The sequence below is a fragment of the Streptomyces cylindrosporus genome (assembly GCF_022698165.1).
Lineage (GTDB): Bacteria > Actinomycetota > Actinomycetes > Streptomycetales > Streptomycetaceae > Streptomyces > Streptomyces cylindrosporus.
The window spans coordinates 1,027,439-1,046,493 of record NZ_JALDAY010000001.1; the positions used below are offsets into that span (position 1 = coordinate 1,027,439).

A 19,055-nucleotide genomic window follows, 5' to 3' on the forward strand; every position below is an offset into this window, starting at 1 on the left:
ATCTAGGGGCCAGGGCCGGGACCAGATTCACATAGGCTGACAAGGAGCGCATTTCGGATAATTACCGTCTGTGACATGGCTTGTCGGAGCGCGAGGGTGCCCGGCGCACTCCGAAACGCCACGCCGAAGATCGAGTTCGGGCCGTTAACCCCTGCGTAGTCGGGCAGACTCGAAGGAAGCCCGAAGCAAACCTCCCGGGAAGAGGGTGAGTCGTGTGGACCGCTGCATCGTCCTGGTGGACGCCGGGTATCTGCTGGGGGCCGCCGCCAGTCTCCTTGCCGGGGAGCCCTCCCGCTCCCGCATCACCGTCGACCACGCCGCCCTCATCCAGGGCCTGCGCGAACGCGCCGAGTCCGACACCGAGCGGCCGCTGCTGCGCATCTACTGGTTCGACGGCGCCCCCGACCGCGTCCCGCAGCCCGAGCACCGCCGACTGCGCGTGATGCCCCGCGTCACCGTCCGGCTCGGCGCGCTGACCCGCAGCGACGGACGCTGGGCCCAGAAGGGCGTGGACGCCGCCATGCACGCCGAGCTCACCGAGCTGGCCAGGAACCGCGCCTGCTCCGACATCGTCCTGGTCACCGGCGACGGCGATCTGCTGCCGGGCATGATGGCCGCCAAGGAGCACGGCGTCGCCGTACACCTGTGGGCCGTGCAGGCGGCCGACGGGGACTACAACCAGTCCGAGGACCTGGTCGCCGAGGCGGACGAGCGGCGGGTGCTGGACCGTACGTGGATCACCAAGGCCGTACGGGCGAAGGAACTCGGTGGGGTCTGTGCGCCGCCGCCCGCGCCGCGGCCCGAGATCGCCGCGATCCTCTCCGCGCCGCTGCCGGACTCCGCGCTCGCCCCGGCCCCCGAGCGGCCCGCGGACGAGGGCGAGCACGCGCCCGCGGCCGTCTCGGAGAACGGCACGCAGGAGCGGGTGCCCGCGCCCAAGGGCGTGCCCACGCCCAAGGACCTCGCGGCCCTGCGGGCGCCGGGTGTGCAGCCCGCGCCGCAGCCCGCGAACGCGACCCTGCGCTGGTCCTCCGACAAGGGCTGGGTCGACCGGCCGGCCGCGGAGCCGCCGGAGGCCGCCTCGATGCCGACGCTCGCGCAGCTGACCACGGCCGAGCAGCGGTGGGCCGACCGGGAGGAGGACATCACCACGGTCGGCGGGGACCCGTACGAGGTGGGCCAGGTGTTCTCGCGGCGGTGGATGGAGCGGCTGGGGGACCAGAGCCATCTGCAGAAGCTGTCGGGGATGTATCCGCGCATCCCGCACCGCATCGACGGCGAGCTGCTGCGCTACGCGGCCCGCTTCGGGCTGCTGGCCCACAAGGACGACCAGATCGACGAGCACGACCGTTACGCCATCCGGGCCGGGTTCTGGCGGGAGATCGACGTACGCACGGAGGCGGAGCACGCGCCTGCCGGTGAGTAGTTCTTTACCGGCGATTGTGCAGTCATGGGCCGACCCGGGAGCGGGCAGGCGCTCCCGACCCCGTACTCTCGTCCTTTGTGAGTACGCGCGTGGCACAGGCACTTCGGCAGGGCGGGGACGTCGTGTGCGCCGTGCGCGGGCTGACCAAGACCTATCCCGCCGTGCGCGGGCGGCGCGGTGCGCCGGGGACACCCGCGGTGCGGGCCACGGACGACGTACGGCTGGACATCCGGCGGGGTGAGATCTTCGGGCTGCTCGGGCCGAACGGCGCCGGCAAGTCCACCCTCGTACGGCAGCTGACCGGGCTGATGCGGCCCGACGCGGGGCGCGTCGAGATCCTCGGGCACGACATCGTGCGCCACCCCGAGCGGGCCGCGCGGATCCTCGCCTACCTCGGCCAGGAGTCCAGCGCCCTCGACGAGCTGACCGTGTCGCTGGCCGCCGAGACCACCGGGCGGCTGCGCGGTCTGGAGGCGCGGCAGGCGCGGGCCGAGCGGGACGCCGTACTCGAGGAGCTGGGGCTCACGGCGATCGCCGGGCGGCCGCTGAAGAAGCTGTCCGGCGGGCAGCGGCGGCTGGCGTGTCTCGCCGCCGCGCTGGTCGGTGAGCGGCCGCTGCTGGTGCTGGACGAGCCGACCACCGGAATGGACCCCGTGGCGCGGCGGGCCGTGTGGGCGGCCGTGGACCGGCGGCGGGCCGAGCGCGGCACGACCGTGCTGCTCGTCACCCACAACGTCATCGAGGCCGAGACCGTCCTGGACCGGGTCGCCGTGCTCGACCAGGGGCGGGTGATCGCCTGCGACACCCCCGCCGGGCTCAAGGAACAGGTCGCCGGGGAGGTCCGGGTCGAGCTGGTGTGGCGCGAGGCCGCGCCGCTGCACGTCCCGGAGGTCGCCGTGCTGCGGGAGCGGGCCGTCGAGTCCGGGCGCCGCTGGACGCTGCGGCTCGCGCCCGAGGAGGCCCGTACCGTCGTCGCCACCGTCACCGGCGGCAGCGCCTTCGCCGCACTGGACGACTTCACGCTGGCCACGCCCAGCCTGGAGGACGTGTACCTGGCGCTGGGCGGGGCCGCGCGGCAGGGGTTGGTGAAGGCGTGAGCGGGTCGGCGGTCGGATGCGTATGGGACAGGACGACTGTCGGAGCGAGAAGGAGCAACCCGACGTGAGTGTCGTAAGCGCCGATGTCCTGCCGGGAAGCGCGCTGCCCGCCGGTGAGGAGGCCGCGGGCGCGGCCGAGCTCGGGCCGCGGGCGCGGATGTGGCCGTCGCTCGTGGCCGTGTACCGCGCGCAGCTGTCGCGGGCCCGGTTCGCGCGGATCCCGCTGCTGTTCGTGGCGACCTTCCAGTCGATCGGGATCATGATCCTGATGCGCGGGGTCGTGGACGGCGGGGGCGAGGCCGAGTCGGTGGTGGCCGGGGCCTCGGTGCTGGTGGTCGCCTTCGTCGCGCTGAACCTGCTCGCCCAGTACTTCGGGCAGCTGCGGGCCAGCGGCGGGCTCGACCACTACGCGACCCTGCCGGTGCCGCCGGCCGCCGTGGTGCTGGGCGCGGCGGGCGCGTACGCCTCCTTCACCGTGCCCGGGACCGTGGTGACCGCCGTCTTCGGGTGCGTGCTGTTCGGGCTGCCGCTCGCGCACCTGTGGATCCTCGCGGCCGTCATCCCGCTCGCCGGGGCCGCTCTGTCCGGGCTCGGCGCGGCGCTCGGGCTGCTCGCCCCGCGGCCCGAACTGGCCACGCTGCTCGGCCAGTTGGGCATGTCCGCGGCGCTGCTGCTCGGGGTGCTGCCGGCCGACCGGATGCCGGAGGCCGTGCGGTTCGCGCGGGACCTGCTGCCCTCGACGTACGGCGTGGAGGCCCTCGCGCGGACCTTCGGGGACCACCCCGACTGGGCGATCGTGCTCGGTGACCTCGCCGTCTGCGGCGCGGTCGGGGTCGTCTCGCTGGCCGTGGCCACCTGGGCGTACCGTCGGGCGGCCGTCCGGTGACGCGCCGCACAGGCGGGCCTGGCACGATGTCAGGGTGACCGCACCGTTGACTCCGCCTCCGCCGCCGCACGAACAGTCCCCGCACAACGCGTGGCAGCCACCGGCCGCCGGGTACGTGGCCCCCGCGCCCCACGACTCCGTGTGGGACGGCAGCTACGGCCAGGACGGACCGGGAATGAAGAGGGAAGCGCTGGAGGCCGCCGTGGTCACGGTGGCGGTGGCGGTCGGCGGAGTGCTGCTCGGGCTGCTGTGGTGGTGGCTGGCGCCGCACGTACCGCTGGTCGGCGACGTGGTCGACAAGAGCTGGGTCGTCTACCTCTCGGACAGCGAGGGCGAGCAGGCGGTCGGCGTGGACGGAACGTTCACGCTGCTGGCGCTGGCCTTCGGGCTGGTGAGCGCGCTGGTGGTGTTCCTCGTGCGCCGGCGCGGGGGAGTGCCGCTGGTGGTGGCGCTGGGGGTCGGCGGCCTGCTCGGGTCGCTGCTCGCCTGGCGGCTGGGCGTCTGGCTCGGGCCCACGCAGGACGTGATCGCGCACGCCAAGCAGGTGGGCAAGGGCGTCACCTTCTCGGCGCCGCTGAAGCTGGGCGCGAAGGCCGCGCTGCTGGCGTGGCCGCTGGCCGCGCTGCTGGTGCACCTCGGCCTGATGGCGCTGTTCGGCCCTCGTGATCCGGAGCCGTATCAGCAGCAGGGGCCCGCGCCGAAGGACCCGTACGGGGCCCCGCTGCAGTAGTCACGCCGGACGGTGGCCGTGGTTGGAGCGGCCCTTCTTGATACGCCACTTGCGTTTCCGCGTTTTCTTCGACATGTCCCTCGTACTTAACCGAGGGATCATCCGGCGTCGAGGGGTCACGCACGCCCGATGGGCGCCAGCACGGCCTCCGTGAGCTTCGCCAGGTCCTCGGGGGCGAGTTCGACCTCCAGGCCCCGGCGGCCCGCCGAGACGCAGATCGTGGCGTGGGCGGACGCGGAGGCGTCCAGGACCGTCGGGAGCCTCTTGCGCTGGCCCAGCGGCGAGATGCCGCCCCGGACATAGCCCGTGGTGCGCTCGGCCAGCGCCGGGTCCGCCATCGCGGCACGCTTGCCGCCGACGGCGGTCGCCAGGGCCTTGAGGTCCAGGGAGCCGGCCACCGGGACGACGGCCACGGTCAGGCCGCCGTCGACGTCGGCCACCAGCGTCTTGAACACCCGCTCCGGCGACACCCCCATCGCCTCGGCCGCCTCCTCGCCGTAGGACGGGTGGGCGGGGTCGTGGTCGTAGGAGTGGACGGTGAACGCCACTCCCGCGGAGGTCAGCGCCACCGTCGCCGGCGTGCCGCCCTGCTGCCGGCTCTTCTTCGGGTTCTTCGCCATGACGCCCTTCGCGGTCCCGTCAGTTGAGGCTGGTGCGGCCGCGCGTCAGGTCCGACGCGGGCAGTGACGGCAGATTACGGATGATGGCCGTCTCCGAGCGAAGGAGTTTCAGTTCGTCGCGCAGCCGGGACGCGGTGTCCGGGGCCTGGAGCAGGCGCTGCTTGGTGGGCGTGTCGAGCATCATCGCCGCGGCCACCAGGTAGGAGACGACGGAGGGCTCGTCGGGGAGGTCGGCGCCGCTCGACAGGGACCGTTCCCGCGCGCCCGCCAGCCGCTTCTGGTACTGCCGGAAGGCCCGCAGCACGCCCTCGGCCAGGGCGCCGGCCTCGTCGCCCGGGTCCTCCGGGAGCTCCTCCAGCTCGGCCGTGAGGAACGCGCCCGAGGCGTCGACCGAGCGCACGCGCACGCGTGTCGTGCCCGTCGCCAGCACCTCGAAGGTGCCGTCCGGCCGTTCGCGGATCGTCGCCGCGTCCGCCACGCAGCCCACGCCGTGGAAGGACTTCGCGGGGTCGGTGCCGAAGCCCGCGGCGGGGCCCCGGTCGGGCAGGGCCGTCGGATCGGGCATGCCGGGGGCGCTCGGGGCCACCTCGTGGCCGTCGCGGATCGCCACGACGGCGAATCGGCGGGGTTCCTCCTCCGGGGTCTTGAGCAACTCGCGCATCATGGCGCGATAGCGCTCCTCGAAGACGTTCAGCGGAAGCACCAGCCCCGGGAACAGCACCGAGTTCAGGGGGAAGAGCGGTAGACGGACGGTGGTCACGGCGCAAGAGCCTAATGGTCGCCGGAGCGGACGCGTCCGCCGCGCTCACTCCGTGGATGCCCGGCCGCGTACGCGGGGTCCGCCGCACGGGCACGGACCTCGGCCCGCGTGCGCAGGAAAAGGGCCAGCGGATCGTCCGAGAGATGGTCCCAGGGGAAGGACGTGGCGTACGGGCCGATCAGGTGCAGCTGGGCGAGCGCCTCCGGGTAACGCTCCAGGCGTACGAGGACGTACAACAGTTTGTTGCGCAGCTCCGCCGGCCATGGGTCCGCCGCCGGGAAGCGCGCCGACAGCGCGATCGCCCGGTCGGCCGCCGCGTCCAGCCGTTCCAGGGGTACGTCCGCCCCGCAGCCGTCGGTCAGGTACGACAGTGCCGCCCGCGCCGGGAGCGCCTGGATCAGGGAGTCGGGTGGGGCGTCCTGGGCGGCCCGGTCGGCGAAGTCGAAGCACTCCCGGTGCGAGCCGTGCCAGGACGCGGCGAGGTAGCGCAGGGCGGCGACATGGCAGCCGTAGTGGTGCGGGGCGCGGCGCAGGGCCGCCTCCCACAGCTCGCCGAAGTACTTGTGGCCGGCGCGGGCCCCGCGCGCGTGGTCAAGGGCGATCCGCCACGGCACCGGGTCACGGTCGTCGGTGCGGGCCGCGGCCGTGATGAGCGGGCTCACCTCGCGCAGCAGCTCGGTGCGGGCCGGGGAGCTCCAGGCCCGGTCCACGGCGAGCTGGGCGCCGAGCAGCAGCACGTCGGGGTCGCGGGGCGCCGCGGCCGTCCACAGCTCCAGCCACTCGGCGCGCGAGCGGGCGAAGGCCGCGAGCCGTCTCGTGTACCGGTCCCGCAGCTCCCAGGCGGCACGCGCGCGCGTACCGGCGAGGAGTTCCGCGACGGGCCGGTGGTCGCCGCGTGCGGCCGCGACCAGGGCCGGGGCGAGCCACTCGTCGGGTACGTCGAGCAGCACCTCGTCGTCGGCGGGCAGCTCGGAGGGGCCGACGGCGGGGACGCCGGCCTGGCGCGGCGCGGTCCGAGGGGTCCGGGCGGCGCGGCTGAAGGGGGGCAGCAGAGCCATGGTGTCGACCATTGAAAGACCGCAGGTCAGCCGAGCGCCAGTCCGAAGGGGCAACTCATGGAAAGTTGTATGGTGGCCGGTCAAGGGCGGGCAAAGGTCACATGTTGAACGACTGGACGAGGTGTGTGCGTTCGGTGATGATCAGTTGCGCCGCAGCAGCCGGGTGGCCCCCGCGGCCACCGTCGTCGCCAGGATCCAGCCCAGCAGGATCAGCGCCGCGGCCAGCCACTGCCAGCCGCCGCTCAGCCGCCAGACCCCGACCTGGCCCAGGTCGATGACCGGCAGCAGCAGGTCCAGGGCGAACAGCGCCGGGTTCCACGGCGGGTGCCCGCCGGGCTGCACCGGCGGATGGCTCGCGTGCGCGAAAGCCAGCGAGCCCGCCGCCCACAGCACCGCCATCCACACCGCGGCCCGCCCCGGCCGGTAGCCGTAGGCCACCGTCCAGTCCTGCACGTACCCCCAGAACTTGGCGGCGAGCGGCAGGCTCTCCCGGCGCCGGCGCTGCTTGGCGAGGAGCACCTCGCGCGCGTCCTCGTCCTCGCCGCCCTCCCGCAGCACGGCCGCCAGCCGCTCGTACGGCTCCGGGTTGTACTCGGCGGTCGCCGCCGACACCCAGCCCAGCCGCTCCTCCAGCGGGAAGGGCCCCTGCGGTACGAGGTTCTCGTACTGGAATCCGCCCATGTGCAGGTTGCCCGGTCCGGGCCAGGCGCTCGCCCGGTCGACGAGGTTGACGACGCGGGCGCCGGACAGGACCACCTTGCCGCGCTGCGGACGCTCGCCGAGGAAGCGCAGCTCGGGGGTCTGGACGCGGCGCAGGGACAGCTCCTGGTCGTCGGTGAAGGCGAACCGGGCCCGCTCCAGGTCGACCGCGTCCTCGAACCGCCCGTCGTCGAGGCGCACCCCGCCCTGGCACTCGAACCGCTGGATCCGCGTCCCGCGCGCGGGCGTCGCACCGCTCACCATCGAGGCGCCGACGCCCGCCGGGGTCAGGTACAGGGTGCGTCCGACGGTCAGCTGGGGCGCGTTCAGCGCGAGCCTGCCGTACGGGTTGGCCAGCCGGGCGCCGCGCAGGCTCAGCGACACGCCGATCTTCGCGCTGCGCAGGCTCAGCTCGCCGTTCGACTCCAGGAGCTCGGCCTGCAGGTCCTGGCCCACGCTCATGCCGTCGGCGGCGATCGAACGGCCGCTGCGGTCGCGGTGGACGGTGGCCTGGTTGAGCATCAGGTCCGTGCCGATGTGCGCGTCGGTGAGCCGTACGCCGTTGTGGAAGCGGCAGCGGGGCAGGTGCAGATCGCCCTCGGTGTGCAGCCGGGCCGCCTCCAGGCGGGGCACCGAGCAGTTCACCATGCGCACGGTCGTGAACCGGGCCTCCGGCAGCAGCACCTCGCGCTCGAAGCGGCAGCCGCGCAGTTCCACGTACGGCACGACCACGCCGCCCGCGAGGTCCATCGTGCCGCTGATCTGCACCCCGCGGAGCTTCAGCGACGAGACCCGGCCGGCGAGCGCGGGCGGGCCGTCCAGCAGCAGCCAGCACACGATCCGCGCCCGCACGGTCCGCCCGGGGCCCCAGGGGTGCCCGCCGTGCGGATCGTCGACGGTGGGGTCGCCGCTGCTCAGGTCGTAGACGCTGCCGTTGCGGAAGGCCTGCCACATGCCGGCCTCGGCGGCGGTCAGATCGTCCGGCAGGTCCCCGGCGTCTCCGGCACGGAGGCCGGCCCCCTCGGTCACAGCTCCTCCAGTCCTGTGTTCGCACAACCGTTCATAGCGGCTGTGTCATGCCCGCTGTGTGACGCCCCGAACGCTAGACGTGAAGGTGATCTTCCGGGTTCCGGCCGAGTTCTGTATCAGCCATTGATACGCGCGGACGACGGTCGAACCCGGTCTGAGAGAATTGACGACGTGATCTCCCGAATCGATCTGCGCGGCGACGCCCTCCCCGAAGGGCCCGCCCTGCGCGACCTGCTGCCCCGAGCCGACTTCGACGTTCAGGCCGCCCTGGAGAAGGTGCGTCCGATCTGCGAGGCCGTGCATCATCGGGGCGACGCGGCGCTGATCGACTTCGCGGAGAAGTTCGACGGAGTCCGGCTGGAGCAGGTGCGGGTGCCCGCCGAGGCCCTCGCGAAGGCCCTCGAAGAGCTCGACCCGGCCGTGCGCGCGGCCCTGGAGGAGTCCATCCGGCGCGCCCGTCTCGTCCACCGCGAGCAGCGCCGTACGACCCACACCACACAGGTCGTGCCCGGCGGTTCCGTCACCGAGAAGTGGGTGCCGGTCGAGCGGGTGGGGCTGTACGCGCCCGGCGGGCGGTCGGTGTACCCGTCGTCCGTGGTCATGAACGTCGTGCCCGCGCAGGAAGCCGGGGTCGAGTCCATCGCGCTCGCCTCCCCGGCGCAGGCCGAGTTCGACGGACTCCCGCACCCGACGATCCTCGCCGCGTGCGCGCTGCTCGGCGTCGACGAGGTGTACGCGGCCGGCGGCGCGACCGCCGTCGCGATGTTCGCGTACGGCACCGAGTCCTGCCCGCCCGCCAACATGGTCACCGGCCCCGGCAACATCTGGGTCGCCGCCGCCAAGCGCTACTTCACCGGCAAGATCGGCATCGACGCCGAGGCCGGCCCGACCGAGATCGCGATCCTCGCGGACGACACGGCCGACCCGGTGCACGTCGCCTCCGACCTGATCAGCCAGGCCGAGCACGACCCGCTGGCCGCCGCCGTCCTGGTCACCGACTCCGTCGCGCTCGCGGACGCGGTCGAGAAGGAGCTGGAGCCGCAGGTCGCGGCCACCAAGCACATCGAGGACCGGATCCGCCCGGCGCTCGCGGGCCGCCAGTCCGCGATCGTCCTCGTCGACGGCGTCGACGAGGGCCTCAGGGTCGTCGACGCATACGGCGCCGAGCACCTGGAGATCCAGACGGCGGACGCCGCCGGCGTGGCCGACCGGGTCCGCAACGCCGGCGCGATCTTCATCGGCCCCTGGGCGCCCGTGTCCCTGGGCGACTACGCCGCCGGGTCCAACCACGTCCTGCCCACCGGCGGTTGCGCCTGCCACTCGTCCGGCCTGTCCGTCCAGTCCTTCCTGCGCGGCATCCACATCGTCGACTACACGAAGGACGCGCTGGCCGAGGTCGCGCACCACGTGGTGACGCTGGCGGAGGCGGAGGACCTGCCCGCGCACGGCGCGGCGGTCAAGGCGAGGTTCGGATGGAAGGTTCCCGAGAGCAAGTGACCGGCAACACGTCTATGTCCCCTTGGGACGAGCTCCCCGTCCGTGACGAGCTGCGCGGCAAGTCCCCCTACGGCGCGCCCCAGTTGGACGTCCCCGTACGGCTGAACACCAACGAGAACCCCTACCCGCTGCCCGAGCCGCTGGTCGAGCGCATCGCCGAGCGGGTCCGCGAGGCCGCCCGCGACCTCAACCGCTACCCGGACCGGGACGTGGTCGAACTGCGTACCCAGCTCGCGAAGTACCTGACGGACACCTCCGGACACCAGGTCGGCCTCGCCAACGTCTGGGCCGCCAACGGCTCCAACGAGGTCATCCAGCAACTGCTGCAGACCTTCGGCGGACCCGGCCGTACCGCCATCGGCTTCGAGCCGTCGTACTCGATGCACGCTCTCATCTCGCGCGGGACGGGTACGGGCTGGATCTCGGGTCCCCGCAACGAGGACTTCACCATCGACGTCGAGGCGGCCGTACAGGCCATCGCCTCGCGGAAGCCGGACGTCGTGTTCATCACGACCCCCAACAACCCCACCGGCAACGCCGTCCCGCGCGAGACGGTCCTCGCGCTGTACGAGGCCGCGCAGGCGGCGAAGCCGTCGATGGTCGTGGTCGACGAGGCCTACATCGAGTTCAGCCACGGCGACTCGCTGCTGCCGCTGATCGAAGGCCGGCCGAATCTCGTCGTCTCCCGGACCATGTCCAAGGCGTTCGGGGCCGCCGGCCTCCGCCTCGGCTATCTCGCCGCGCACCCGGCCGTGGTCGACGCCGTCCAGCTCGTACGGCTGCCGTACCACCTGTCGGCCGTCACCCAGGCGACCGCGCTGGCCGCGCTGGAGCACACCGACACGCTGCTGAAGTACGTCGAGCAGCTGAAGTCGGAGCGTGACCGGCTGGTGGACGAGTTGCGCGCGGCCGGCTACGAGGTGGTCGAGTCCGACGCGAACTTCGTGCAGTTCGGGCGGTTCGAGGACTCGCACATTGCCTGGCAGAAGATCCTCGACCAGGGTGTTCTCGTCCGCGACAACGGCATCCCCGGGTGGCTGCGGGTGTCCGCCGGAACCCCTGACGAGAACGACGCGTTCCTCGACGCGGTACGTGAACTGAAGAAGGAGCAGAGCGCATGAGCCGCGTTGGACGCGTGGAGCGAGTCACCAAGGAGACGTCGGTGCTCGTCGAGATCGATCTCGACGGCAGCGGCAAGGTCGATGTGTCGACAGGCGTCGGCTTCTACGACCACATGCTCGACCAGCTCGGCCGGCACGGCCTGTTCGACCTGACCGTGAAGACCGAGGGCGATCTGCACATCGACTCGCACCACACCATCGAGGACACCGCCCTCGCGCTCGGCGCCGCCTTCAAGCAGGCGTTCGGCGACAAGGTGGGCATCTACCGCTTCGGGAACTGCACGGTCCCCCTGGACGAGTCCCTCGCCCAGGTCACCGTCGACCTCTCCGGCCGCCCCTACCTCGTGCACACCGAGCCCGAGAACATGGCGCCGATGATCGGCGAGTACGACACGACGATGACCCGGCACATCCTGGAGTCCTTCGTCGCCCAGGCCCAGATCGCGCTGCACGTGCACGTGCCGTACGGTCGAAACGCCCACCACATCGTGGAGTGCCAGTTCAAGGCGCTGGCGCGGGCGCTGCGGTACGCGTCCGAGCGCGACCCGCGGGCCGCCGGCATCCTCCCCTCCACGAAGGGCGCGCTGTGACCGGGCTGTCGACCATCCTGATCGTCGTCGGCCTCTTCCTGGTCGGCGGCATCATCTCCTTCGTCAAGCAGGGGATGCCCAAGCAGCTGATCGTGCTGCTGTCGATCGGCGCCGCGATGTGCCTGGTCGCCGGGATCATGCGGCTGGAGGTGTGGAATTGAGCGCTCCTTCGAAGAAGGTCGTCGTCTTCGACTACGGCTTCGGAAACGTCCGGTCCGCCGAGCGCGCCCTCGCCCGCACCGGCGCCGACGTCGAGATAACGCGCGACTTCGACAAGGCGATGAACGCCGACGGCCTGCTGGTGCCGGGCGTCGGCGCCTTCGCCGCCTGCATGCGGGGCCTCAAGGAGGCGCGCGGCGACTGGATCGTCGACCGGCGGCTGTCCGGCGGGCGTCCCGTCATGGGCATCTGCGTCGGCATGCAGATCCTCTTCGCGCGCGGCATCGAGCACGGTGTGGAGACCGAGGGCCTCGACGAGTGGCCCGGCTCGGTCGAGCCGCTGCAGGCCGAGATCGTGCCCCACATGGGCTGGAACACCGTCGAGGCGCCGGCCGACTCCGAGCTGTTCGCCGGCCTGGACGCGGACGCGCGCTTCTACTTCGTGCACTCCTACGCCGTGCACGACTGGTCGCTGGAGATCCACAACCCGACCATGCACGCGCCCAAGGTGACCTGGTCCACGCACGGCAAGCCGTTCGTGGCCGCCGTGGAGAACGGCGCCCTGTGGGCCACCCAGTTCCACCCCGAGAAGTCCGGCGACGCCGGAGCGCAGCTGCTGAACAACTGGATCGGAACCCTCTGATGTCCTCGAACCCCTCAGGCCGGCTCGAACTCCTCCCCGCCGTCGACGTCCGTGACGGCCAGGCCGTCCGCCTCGTGCACGGCGAGTCCGGGACCGAGACCTCCTACGGCTCCCCGCTGGAGGCCGCCCTCGCCTGGCAGCGCGCCGGCGCCGAGTGGCTGCACCTGGTCGACCTGGACGCCGCGTTCGGCACCGGCGACAACCGGGCGCTGATCGCCGAGGTCACCAAGGCGATGGACATCAAGGTCGAGCTGTCCGGCGGCATCCGCGACGACGACACGCTCGCCGCCGCCCTCGCCACCGGCTGCACCCGGGTCAACCTCGGCACGGCCGCCCTGGAGACCCCGGAGTGGGTCGCCAAGGTCATCGCCGAGCACGGCGACAAGATCGCGGTCGGCCTGGACGTACGGGGCACCACGCTCCGCGGCCGCGGCTGGACCCGCGACGGCGGTGACCTCTACGAGACGCTGGAGCGTCTCGACAAGGAGGGCTGCGCGCGGTACGTGGTCACCGACATCGCCAAGGACGGCACCCTGCAGGGCCCGAACCTGGAGCTGCTGCGCAACGTCTGCGCGGCGACCGACCGGCCGGTCGTGGCCTCCGGCGGCGTGTCGTCCCTCGACGACCTGCGCGCCATCGCCGAACTCGTACCGCTCGGTGTCGAGGGCTCCATCGTCGGGAAGGCCCTGTACGCCAAGGCGTTCACCCTGGAAGAGGCCCTGGAGGCGGTAGCCAAGTGAGCGATCTGCGACGCGTCGTGACCGGCGCGCCCTGGGAGGAGGCCTTCGGGTACTCCCGCGCGGTGGAGCTGCCCAACGGCCTGGTGCTCGTCGCCGGCTGCACGTCGATAGTGGACGGTGAGATCGCCGGCGGCGACCCCTACGAGCAGACGGTCAACGCCTTCAACGTCGCCTTCACCGCGCTGGGACAGCTCGGTCTCGGCCGCGACGACGTGGTGCGCACGCGCATGTACGTCACCCACGCGCGGGACGTCGAGGAGGTCGGCCGCGCCCACAAGGAGCTGTTCGACGCCGTACGGCCCGCCGCGACCATGATCATCGTCTCCGGCTTCGTGGACCCCAGCCTGGTCGTCGAGGTCGAGGTGGAGGCGTTCCGACGGGAGGCCGCGCAATGAGTCTCGCCGTACGCGTCATCCCCTGCCTGGACGTCGACAACGGCCGGGTCGTCAAGGGTGTCAACTTCCAGAACCTGCGCGACGCCGGTGACCCCGTCGAGATGGCCAAGGTGTACGACGCCGAGGGCGCCGACGAGCTGACGTTCCTGGACATCACCGCGTCCTCGGGCAACCGCGAGACGACGTACGACGTGGTGCGCCGCACGGCCGAGCAGGTGTTCATCCCGCTGACGGTCGGCGGCGGAGTGCGCACCGCCGAGGACGTGGACAAGCTGCTGCGGGCCGGTGCGGACAAGGTGGGCGTGAACACCGCGGCCATCGCGCGGCCCGAGCTGATCAAGGAGATCGCCGAGCGCTTCGGCCGGCAGGTGCTGGTGCTGTCCGTGGACGCGCGGCGCACCGAGTCGGGGTTCTTCGAGGTGACGACCCACGGCGGTCGCCGGGGCACCGGCATCGACGCGGTCGAGTGGGCGCACCGGGCCGCGGAGCTGGGCGCGGGCGAGATCCTGCTCAACTCCATGGACGCGGACGGCACGAAGGACGGCTACGACCTGGAGATGATCGCCGCGGTCCGCAAGCACGTCACCGTGCCGGTGATCGCGTCGGGCGGCGCGGGCGAACTGGCCCACTTCCCGCCGGCCATCGAGGCGGGCGCGGACGCGGTGCTGGCGGCGTCGGTGTTCCACTTCGGCGACCTGCGGATCGGGGAAGTGAAGCGGGCGCTGAGGGATGCGGGGCATCCGGTGCGGTGACGCCCTTGGTGGTGCTGTAAGCCCCGGCCGCCTGGTGGCCGGGGCTTACTTGCGGGCCGATACGAAAGAGAAGTTGCGCAAAATATATTGCGCAACTTCTCTTTCGTATCTACCGTGGGCGGCATGCCGGACGACGAAAGAGACCGCCGTATCACGGACGTGGCCACGCTCAAGGCGCTCGCTCACCCGCTGCGGATGCGGCTGTACCGTGCGCTGACCATCGCGCGCGTGGCGACCGCCTCGCACCTGGCCGACCAGGTCGACGAGGCGGTTTCCCTGGTCAGCTACCACCTGCGCAAGCTCGCCGAGCACGGCCTGGTGGAGGAGGCGGAGCCGCAGAGCGCGGACGGCCGGGAGCGGTGGTGGCAGCCCGCCTCGCAGAGTGTGAGCATCCGCGACGAGGACTTCCGCGACGCCCCGGAGAAGGCCGCCGCGCACACCGCCGCCAGCCGTCTCTTCTTCGAGCAGCGCGCCGACATGTACCGCCGCTATCTCGACGAGCGCGCCCACTGGGGCAACGACTGGACCACGGCCTCCGACTCGTCCGAGTGGCTGCTCCGGCTGACCGCGGACCAACTCTCGGAGCTGTCCAAGGAGATGTACGCGCTCGTTCACAAGTACGACGAACTCGGCCGTGCCGCCGACGCCGCGGGCGACACCGAGGGCCGCGAGAACGTCGCCGTGCACACGTACGGATTCCCGTTCCGCTTCTGAGCACCGAGAGGACCGTCCGCCGTGACCGTCACGCCCGCGATATCCGCCCCGCCGGTCGAGGACGCCGGAACCCCTGCCCACCGTGACGGCAACGTGCTGCGCTGGCTCGGGGCCTACACCTCCTCCATGGTCGGCGACAGCGTGTACTACATCGCCCTGTCCTGGGCCGCCGTACAGGCGGGTACGCCCGCGCAGGCCGGGCTGGTCATGTCCGTCAGCGCGGTGCCGCGGGCGCTGCTGATGCTGGGCGGGGGAGTCGTCGCCGACCGGCTCGGGCCCCGGCGGGTCGTCATCGGCAGCGACGTCGCGCGCTGCGCGGCCGTGTCCGCGGTGGCCGCGCTGCTGTTCCTGGCCGACCCGGGCCTGTGGGCGCTGGCGCTGCTCGCCCTGGTCTTCGGCACCGTCGACGCCGTGTTCATGCCGGCCGTGGGTGCCCTCCCCGCGCGCGTGACGACCCGTGACCAACTCGCGCGCGTGCAGGGCATGCGGGGCCTCGCCATCCGCTTCGCGAGCGTCGTGGGAGCCCCGCTGGGCGGCCTCGGCGTGGCCCTGGGCGGCGCGGCGGCCGCGTTCGGCCTGGCAGGACTCCTGATCGCGGTGTCGGTGCCGCTGCTGGTGAGCGTGCGGGTGCGGGAGCTGCCGGGGGACGACGTGATCGCCGGCGGCGGGGAGGGCCGGGGTGGGGGCCGGAGCGAGGGCCTTACCGTCGAGGCAGGCAGCGCCGCTCGCGAAGAGCACGCGGACCGCGTCGCGGAGGAGCGCGGCGCGGCGGACACGGGGAGTGGTCGGAGCGTGGGTCGAGGGGCTGGTCGCGTGCCCGGGGCGGGTGACGTGGTCGGTACCCGGAGTCGTCGAGCCGGCCGTCGTGGGGAGTCCGGCCCGGGGGACCTCGTCGCCGGTCTGCGCTACATCTGGCGGCACCCCGTGCTCGCGCCCCTGCTGTTCGCCATCGCCGTGGGGGACCTGGGCTTCGTCGGGCCGCTCAACGTCGGGCTGACGCTGCTGGCCGACGAGCGGGGCTGGGGTGCCTCGGGGATGGGGGCCGTGCTGGCCGGGTTCGGGGTCGGGGCCGGTGGCGCCTCGCTGCTGCTGACCGTGCGGGGACGGCTGCCGCGCGCGGGACTGGTGGCGGCGTACACGATCCTCGCGGGGTCCGTCGCCATCGGCGCCCTGGCCTTCGTGCCGACGCTCCTCGCCGCCGTCGGTACGGCGCTGCTCGTCGGCCTGCTCGCCGGGCTCAGCGGCGCGATGTGCGGCGCCCTGCTGCAGACGCAGGTCGACCCGGTGTACCTGGGCCGGGTCACCGCCGTCGCCGGCCTGGTCAGCCTCGGTATCGCCCCGCTGAGCATGCCGGTGTCGGCGGCGGCGATCGGGGCCTGGGGCACCGGTCCCGTCTTCGTCGTCAGCGCCGTCGTCTGCGGGCTCGGCGGCGTGGTCGCGCTGGGCGTACGCGACCTGCGCCGCGCGGAACTGCCCCGCTGACGCCCCCGCCGAGCCTAGATGCCCAGCTGTTTGGCCTCGTGCAGCTTCGCCACCGCGTCCTTGTCGCCGTCCAGCTCCACCTTCGCGGCGTTCTGCCGGCCGTACGAGAAGAGCAGCAGCTCGGACGGCTCGCCGGTCACCGTCACGACCGGAGTGCCGCGATGCGCGACCGCCGTCTGGCCGTCCGGGCGGCGCAGGACCAGGCCGGTCGGGGCGCTGCGGCCCACCAGGCGGGCGCTGCGCTCCAGGCGGGACCAGAGGGCGTCCTGGAAGACCTGGTCGAGCTCGCGCGGCGTCCAGTCCGGCTGGGCCCGGCGCACGTCCTCCGTGTGGACGTAGAACTCGACCGTGTTGGACATCTCGTCGACCTGCTTCAGCTGGAACGGCGAGAAACGCGGCGGACCGGTGCGGATGAGCTGGATCAGCTCCTCGTACGGCTTGGCGGCGAACTCCGCCATCACCCGCTCCAGGCGCGGCGCGAGCTGCTTGATCAGGATGCCGCCGGCGGCATCGGGGCGGCGCTCGCGCACCACCACGTGCGCGGCGAGGTCACGGGTGCGCCAGCCCTCGCAGAGGGTCGGGGCGTCCGGGCCCTCGGCCTCCAACAGATCGGCCAGCAGAAGTCGTTCACGCTTGGCGAAAGTCGACATGCAGTCAGCCTACGACCACCCTCCGGGCACGCCCAGTGGACACCCCCGGCGGGTCCGCCCACTGGACAAGGCGCCGTCACTGTCAGTGGCGCGCGGCACAATGGCACCCATGACCAGTACGACCGGCACACCCCCGCCCAGCAGCCTCGACCCGGAGATCGCCGCGCGCCTCAAGCGCAGCGCCGACGGGCTCGTCCCCGCGATCGCCCAGCAGTACGACACCGGCGAGGTGCTCATGCTCGGCTGGATGGACGACGAGGCACTGCACCGGACGCTGACGACCGGCCGCTGCACCTACTGGTCGCGCAGCCGCCAGGAGTACTGGGTCAAGGGCGACACCTCCGGCCACTTCCAGTGGGTCAGGTCGGTCGCGCTCGACTGCGACGCCGACACCGTGCTGGTCAAGGTCGACCAGGTCGGCGCCGCCTGCCACACCGGCGCCCGCACCTGCTTCGACGAAGACGTCCTCCTCAAGGACGGCGCCGATTCCGGTGCCGCCGCCTCGGATCAGTAAGGTCTGCCGCCATGGACCTCGAGACCTTCCGCAAGCTCGCCACCGACCGGCGCGTCATCCCGGTCACGCGCAAGCTCCTCGCCGACGGCGACACCCCCGTCGCGCTCTACCGCAAGCTCGCCGCCGAGCGCCCCGGCACCTTCCTGCTGGAGTCCGCGGAGAACGGCCGCTCATGGTCCCGGTACTCGTTCGTGGGCGTCCGCAGCGCCGCCACCCTCACCGCCCGCGAGGGCCAGGCCCACTGGCTCGGCGCCCCGCCCGTCGGCGTACCCACGGACGGCGACCCGCTCGCCGCCCTGCGCGCCACCATCGAGGCCCTGCACACCCCGCACCAGGAGGGCCTGCCGCCCTTCACCGGCGGCATGGTCGGCTATCTCGGCTACGACATCGTGCGCCGCCTGGAGAAGATCGGCCCCGGCGAGCGGGACGACCTCCGGCTGCCCGAGCTGACCATGCTGCTCACCAGCGACCTCGCCGTCATGGACCACTGGGAGGGCTCGGTCCTGCTGATCGCCAACGCGATCAACCACAACGACCTCGACACGGGCGTCGACGAGGCCTACGCCGACGCCGTGGCCCGCCTCGACGCGATGGAGGCCGACCTCTCGCGCGCGGTCGCCCAGCCGCCCGCCGTCCTCCCGCCCTCCGAACTCCCCGAGTACTCCGCACTGTGGGGCGGCCCCGACTTCCAGGCGGCCGTCGAGGACATCAAGGAGCGCATCCGGGCCGGTGAGGCCTTCCAGGTCGTCCCCTCCCAGCGCTTCGAAACACCGTGCACGGCAAGCGCGCTGGACGTGTACCGGGTGCTGCGCGCCACCAACCCCTCGCCGTACATGTACCTGTTCCGCTTCGACGGCTTCGACGTCGTGGGATCCAGCCCGGAAGCCCTCGTCAAGGTCGAGGACGGGCAGGCCATGGTCCACCCCATCGCCGGCACCCGCTGGCGCGGCGCGACCCCGCAGGAGGACCAGGCCCTCGCCGAGGAACTGCTCGCCGACCCCAAGGAGCGCGCCGAGCACCTGATGCTGGTCGACCTCGGACGCAACGACCTCGGGCGCGTCTGCGAACCCGGCTCGGTCGAGGTCGTCGACTTCATGTCCGTCGAGCGGTACTCGCACGTGATGCACATCGTCTCCACGGTCACCGGCAAGGTCGCCGAGGGCCGCACGGCGTTCGACGTCCTGACGGCCTGCTTCCCGGCCGGCACCCTCTCCGGCGCCCCCAAGCCCCGGGCCATGCAGATCATCGACGAACTGGAGCCGTCCAGAAGGGGGTTGTACGGCGGTTGCGTCGGCTACCTCGACTTCGCGGGCGACTCCGACACGGCCATCGCCATCCGCACGGCACTGCTGCGGGACGGCACCGCGTACGTCCAGGCGGGCGCCGGAATCGTCGCCGACTCCGACCCCGTCGCCGAGGACCAGGAGTGCCGGAACAAGGCCGCGGCGGTGCTCCGCGCGGTCCACACGGCCAACCGGTTGGGCAAGTAGGGC

The 19,055-nt window shown here is 72.5% G+C and carries 21 protein-coding genes; 16 read left to right on the plus strand and 5 right to left on the minus strand.

What is annotated here, in order from left to right:
* The first annotated feature begins 214 nt into the window (after nucleotides 1-214).
* The 4 genes from MQP27_RS04545 to MQP27_RS04560 all read left to right on the plus strand — a co-directional run bounded on the left by MQP27_RS04545 (nucleotide 215) and on the right by MQP27_RS04560 (nucleotide 4,139).
* Nucleotides 215-1,426, plus strand: coding sequence for an NYN domain-containing protein (locus MQP27_RS04545; RefSeq protein WP_242761047.1), 1,212 nt, complete (start codon nucleotides 215-217; stop codon nucleotides 1,424-1,426).
* Between the two features lie 122 nt (nucleotides 1,427-1,548).
* Nucleotides 1,549-2,523, plus strand: coding sequence for an ABC transporter ATP-binding protein (locus tag MQP27_RS04550; RefSeq protein ID WP_242761419.1), 975 nt, complete (start codon nucleotides 1,549-1,551; stop codon nucleotides 2,521-2,523).
* Nucleotides 2,524-2,587: 64 nt separating this feature from the next.
* Nucleotides 2,588-3,409 (plus strand): ABC transporter permease, encoded by an 822-nt coding sequence (locus tag MQP27_RS04555; protein ID WP_242761049.1) that lies wholly within the window; start codon nucleotides 2,588-2,590, stop codon nucleotides 3,407-3,409.
* A 34-nt stretch (nucleotides 3,410-3,443) separates the two neighbouring features.
* On the plus strand, nucleotides 3,444-4,139 hold the full coding sequence (locus MQP27_RS04560; RefSeq protein WP_242761051.1) for an AAA family ATPase: 696 nt from the start codon (nucleotides 3,444-3,446) through the stop codon (nucleotides 4,137-4,139).
* 116 nt (nucleotides 4,140-4,255) lie between these two features.
* Here the strand turns inward: MQP27_RS04560 and ybaK are convergent, their stop codons facing one another.
* The 4 genes from ybaK to MQP27_RS04580 form a co-directional block, all read right to left on the minus strand.
* Nucleotides 4,256-4,759, minus strand: a complete 504-nt coding sequence (gene ybaK / locus MQP27_RS04565) for a Cys-tRNA(Pro) deacylase (protein ID WP_242761053.1) — start codon at nucleotides 4,757-4,759, stop codon at nucleotides 4,256-4,258.
* 19 nt (nucleotides 4,760-4,778) lie between these two features.
* Nucleotides 4,779-5,519, minus strand: coding sequence for an LON peptidase substrate-binding domain-containing protein (locus MQP27_RS04570; protein WP_242761055.1), 741 nt, complete (start codon nucleotides 5,517-5,519; stop codon nucleotides 4,779-4,781).
* Between the two features lie 11 nt (nucleotides 5,520-5,530).
* Nucleotides 5,531-6,589, minus strand: coding sequence for a hypothetical protein (locus MQP27_RS04575; protein WP_242761057.1), 1,059 nt, complete (start codon nucleotides 6,587-6,589; stop codon nucleotides 5,531-5,533).
* A gap of 129 nt (nucleotides 6,590-6,718) precedes the next feature.
* The gene (locus MQP27_RS04580; RefSeq protein ID WP_242761058.1) at nucleotides 6,719-8,305 is read right to left on the minus strand and encodes an oxidoreductase; all 1,587 of its coding nucleotides are present in this window, start codon (nucleotides 8,303-8,305) and stop codon (nucleotides 6,719-6,721) included.
* 171 nt (nucleotides 8,306-8,476) lie between these two features.
* On the opposite strand from MQP27_RS04580, the gene hisD reads away from it, so the two are divergent.
* The 10 genes from hisD to MQP27_RS04630 all read left to right on the plus strand — a co-directional run bounded on the left by hisD (nucleotide 8,477) and on the right by MQP27_RS04630 (nucleotide 16,398).
* Entirely contained in the window at nucleotides 8,477-9,802 is a 1,326-nt protein-coding gene (gene hisD, locus MQP27_RS04585; protein ID WP_242761060.1) for a histidinol dehydrogenase, read from the plus strand.
* A gap of 14 nt (nucleotides 9,803-9,816) precedes the next feature.
* Nucleotides 9,817-10,923, plus strand: coding sequence for a histidinol-phosphate transaminase (locus MQP27_RS04590; protein ID WP_242761421.1), 1,107 nt, complete (start codon nucleotides 9,817-9,819; stop codon nucleotides 10,921-10,923).
* Nucleotides 10,920-11,513: an imidazoleglycerol-phosphate dehydratase HisB gene (gene hisB, locus MQP27_RS04595; RefSeq protein WP_242761068.1), complete on the plus strand. Its 594-nt coding sequence runs from the start codon at nucleotides 10,920-10,922 to the stop codon at nucleotides 11,511-11,513. Before MQP27_RS04590 ends, hisB begins: the two co-directional genes overlap by 4 nt.
* Nucleotides 11,510-11,674: a CG2302 family histidine operon protein gene (locus MQP27_RS04600; protein ID WP_242761070.1), complete on the plus strand. Its 165-nt coding sequence runs from the start codon at nucleotides 11,510-11,512 to the stop codon at nucleotides 11,672-11,674. Before hisB ends, MQP27_RS04600 begins: the two co-directional genes overlap by 4 nt.
* Nucleotides 11,671-12,315, plus strand: coding sequence for an imidazole glycerol phosphate synthase subunit HisH (hisH, locus tag MQP27_RS04605; RefSeq protein WP_242761080.1), 645 nt, complete (start codon nucleotides 11,671-11,673; stop codon nucleotides 12,313-12,315). The genes MQP27_RS04600 and hisH overlap by 4 nt, the downstream gene beginning before the upstream one ends.
* Nucleotides 12,315-13,055: a bifunctional 1-(5-phosphoribosyl)-5-((5-phosphoribosylamino)methylideneamino)imidazole-4-carboxamide isomerase/phosphoribosylanthranilate isomerase PriA gene (gene priA, locus MQP27_RS04610; protein ID WP_242761088.1), complete on the plus strand. Its 741-nt coding sequence runs from the start codon at nucleotides 12,315-12,317 to the stop codon at nucleotides 13,053-13,055. The genes hisH and priA overlap by 1 nt, the downstream gene beginning before the upstream one ends.
* Nucleotides 13,052-13,450: a RidA family protein gene (locus tag MQP27_RS04615; RefSeq protein ID WP_242761090.1), complete on the plus strand. Its 399-nt coding sequence runs from the start codon at nucleotides 13,052-13,054 to the stop codon at nucleotides 13,448-13,450. The genes priA and MQP27_RS04615 overlap by 4 nt, the downstream gene beginning before the upstream one ends.
* Nucleotides 13,447-14,202, plus strand: a complete 756-nt coding sequence (gene hisF, locus MQP27_RS04620; protein ID WP_242761098.1) for an imidazole glycerol phosphate synthase subunit HisF — start codon at nucleotides 13,447-13,449, stop codon at nucleotides 14,200-14,202. The genes MQP27_RS04615 and hisF overlap by 4 nt, the downstream gene beginning before the upstream one ends.
* A gap of 123 nt (nucleotides 14,203-14,325) precedes the next feature.
* Nucleotides 14,326-14,916 carry an ArsR/SmtB family transcription factor gene (locus MQP27_RS04625; RefSeq protein WP_242761100.1) on the plus strand — a complete coding sequence of 197 codons (591 nt, stop codon included), beginning with the start codon at nucleotides 14,326-14,328 and terminating at the stop codon, nucleotides 14,914-14,916.
* A gap of 126 nt (nucleotides 14,917-15,042) precedes the next feature.
* Nucleotides 15,043-16,398 carry an MFS transporter gene (locus MQP27_RS04630; protein WP_242761429.1) on the plus strand — a complete coding sequence of 452 codons (1,356 nt, stop codon included), beginning with the start codon at nucleotides 15,043-15,045 and terminating at the stop codon, nucleotides 16,396-16,398.
* A gap of 14 nt (nucleotides 16,399-16,412) precedes the next feature.
* Here the strand turns inward: MQP27_RS04630 and MQP27_RS04635 are convergent, their stop codons facing one another.
* The gene (locus MQP27_RS04635; protein ID WP_242761102.1) at nucleotides 16,413-17,048 is read right to left on the minus strand and encodes a TIGR03085 family metal-binding protein; all 636 of its coding nucleotides are present in this window, start codon (nucleotides 17,046-17,048) and stop codon (nucleotides 16,413-16,415) included.
* Nucleotides 17,049-17,157: 109 nt separating this feature from the next.
* On the opposite strand from MQP27_RS04635, the gene hisI reads away from it, so the two are divergent.
* Together hisI and MQP27_RS04645 are read left to right on the plus strand one after the other, a co-directional pair.
* Nucleotides 17,158-17,562 carry a phosphoribosyl-AMP cyclohydrolase gene (gene hisI / locus MQP27_RS04640; protein ID WP_242761113.1) on the plus strand — a complete coding sequence of 135 codons (405 nt, stop codon included), beginning with the start codon at nucleotides 17,158-17,160 and terminating at the stop codon, nucleotides 17,560-17,562.
* Nucleotides 17,563-17,573: 11 nt separating this feature from the next.
* Nucleotides 17,574-19,052: an anthranilate synthase component I gene (locus MQP27_RS04645; protein ID WP_242761115.1), complete on the plus strand. Its 1,479-nt coding sequence runs from the start codon at nucleotides 17,574-17,576 to the stop codon at nucleotides 19,050-19,052.
* Nucleotides 19,053-19,055 lie beyond the last annotated feature (3 nt).